Annotated in this window: 1 protein-coding gene; it reads right to left on the bottom strand. The window is 77.8% G+C overall.

Going from position 1 to position 1976, the window contains the following annotated elements:
* Nucleotides 1–182: 182 nt before the first annotated feature.
* Nucleotides 183–1856 (bottom strand): thioesterase domain-containing protein, encoded by a 1674-nt coding sequence (locus ACFV0O_RS02785; RefSeq protein ID WP_380335423.1) that lies wholly within the window; start codon nucleotides 1854–1856, stop codon nucleotides 183–185.
* Nucleotides 1857–1976 lie beyond the last annotated feature (120 nt).

Here is a 1976-nt window from a genome sequence, read left to right as displayed (position 1 = left end):
GCGGGGTGGGGGGCACCGACCGCGGGGGCTGTGCGCCGTGGGCGCCCGGCGCCCCACCGCCGTCCCCGCCCGGCGCCCCACCGCCGTCCCCGCCCGGCGCCCCACCGCCGTCCCCGCCCGGCGCCCCACCGCCGTCCCCGGCCGCCCCACCGCCCGCTCCCGGCCCCACCGGAGGCGTCCGGCTACTCCCGGCCGTCCGCGCCGATCACCCGCTCGATCACCCCCGCCAGGTCGGACACGTGCGGCGGCTTCATGACGCCGAAGTGGTCGCCGCCGACCCGGTGGACCGTCACGCCACCGGTGGCCAGCTCGCGCCAGCGCCGTTGGTAGTCGGCGAACTCCTGGCCGTACGACACCTCGTGGCGCCCCTGGGCCAGTTCGTCGCTGGCGATCAGGTGCAGGTGGAGGGCGAACGGGCGGTGCCGGTAGGCGAGGTCCATCTCCATCACCTCGCGCCAGATCCGCGCCTCGCGCGGCCAGACCTCGCCGATGCCCTCCTCGGGCAGGGTGATCCCGGTCTCCTCGTCGACGTCGTCCACCAGGTGGTCCAGCAGCTCCAGGACCTCCTGCCGCCGGGCCGGGGTGTCGGCGGCCGCTCCGCCCCGCGCCAGCTCGGCGGTCAGTTGCTCCAGCCGCCGGATCAGCGCGAACTCCCGCCAGCCCTCGGCCCGCCGGTGGGCGTCCAGCCCGGGGTCGAGCAGCAGGAAGGTGACCTCCTCGCCGGCCTCCGCCAGCCGGTGGGCCAGCTCGGAGGCGATCCCGCTGCCGCCGCACCAGCTGAACAGCCGGTACGGGCCGGCGGGCTGGGCCCGGCGCAGTTCGGCGAGGTAGCGCCCGGCCATCTCCTCGGCGCCGGGCGCCGTCGCGCCGTCGTGCGGGCCGGGCCACTCGAAGGCGGCCACCGGGAGGTCCGGGTCCAGGTGCGGGGCGAGGCGCAGGTACCAGTGCGCGCTGCCGCCGCCGGGGTGGACGCAGAACAGCGGGTTCCGGGTGCCTCCCTCGCGGATCCAGACCAGGGCGCCGCCGGTCGCGCCGGTCCCCTCCACCGCGTCCGCCGCGCCGGCCGCCCTGGACTCCATTTCGGCGGCCAGCCCGGCGACCGTCCGGTGTTCGATGAAGGAGCGGAAGCGCAGCTCCAGGCCGTGCCGGGCGCGCACGGTGGCGACGATCCGCATCATCGCCAGCGAATGCCCGCCCAGGTCGAAGAAGTCGTCGTGGACGCCGACCCCGGTCACCCCGAGCGCCTCGCCCCAGGCCTCGCAGAGCGCCCGTTCCAGGTCGGTGGACGGCGCGGTGTACGCCGCGCCGAGCCGCGGCCGCAGGCCGTCCGGTGCGGGCAGCGCCGCCCGGTCGACCTTGCCGGTCGGGCTGAGCGGGAAGTCCGCCACGGCGAGGTAGTGGGTCGGCAGCAGGGCCTGCGGGAGCCGGCCGCGCAGGTGTTCGCGCAGTTCGGCCGGGTCGGCGGTGCGGCCGGGCACGGCCCTGGTGTACGCGACCAGGGTGGCGTCCGTGCCGGGGGCGCGGTGCACGGTGACCGCGGCGGCGGCCACGTCGGGGTGGCCGAGCAGCAACTCCTCGATCTCGCCGGGCTCGATCCGCAGGCCGCGCACCTTCACCTGGTGGTCGCGGCGGCCGTGGTACTGCAGGGTGCCGTCGGCCGAGCGGGACACCAGGTCCCCGGTGCGGTAGAGCCGCGCGCCGGGCCGGCCGCCGTGGGGGTCGGGGACGAACGCCGCGGCGGTGGCCCCCGGGCGGTTCAGGTAGCCGCGGGCGACGCCGTCGCCGCCGACGTACAGCTCGCCGCGCACGCCGTCCGGCAGCGGCCGCAGGCCGTCGTCGAGGACGTACGCGGACACCCCGGCGAGGGGGGGGGCGCGCGCGGGGGGCCCCGACTCGCCGGGTGTGGGTTGCGGGGTGTTGGGGTCGCAGACGGCGGGGTCGGGGGGGGCGGATGGGTTGTAGAAAGTTGGGTGGCG

Origin of the sequence: Kitasatospora sp. NPDC059577 (genome assembly GCF_042735475.1) — a bacterium.
GTDB lineage: Bacteria > Actinomycetota > Actinomycetes > Streptomycetales > Streptomycetaceae > Kitasatospora.
The sequence above is the reverse complement of the archived record's forward strand: the minus strand, read 5'-3'. Positions and strand labels throughout refer to the sequence as shown.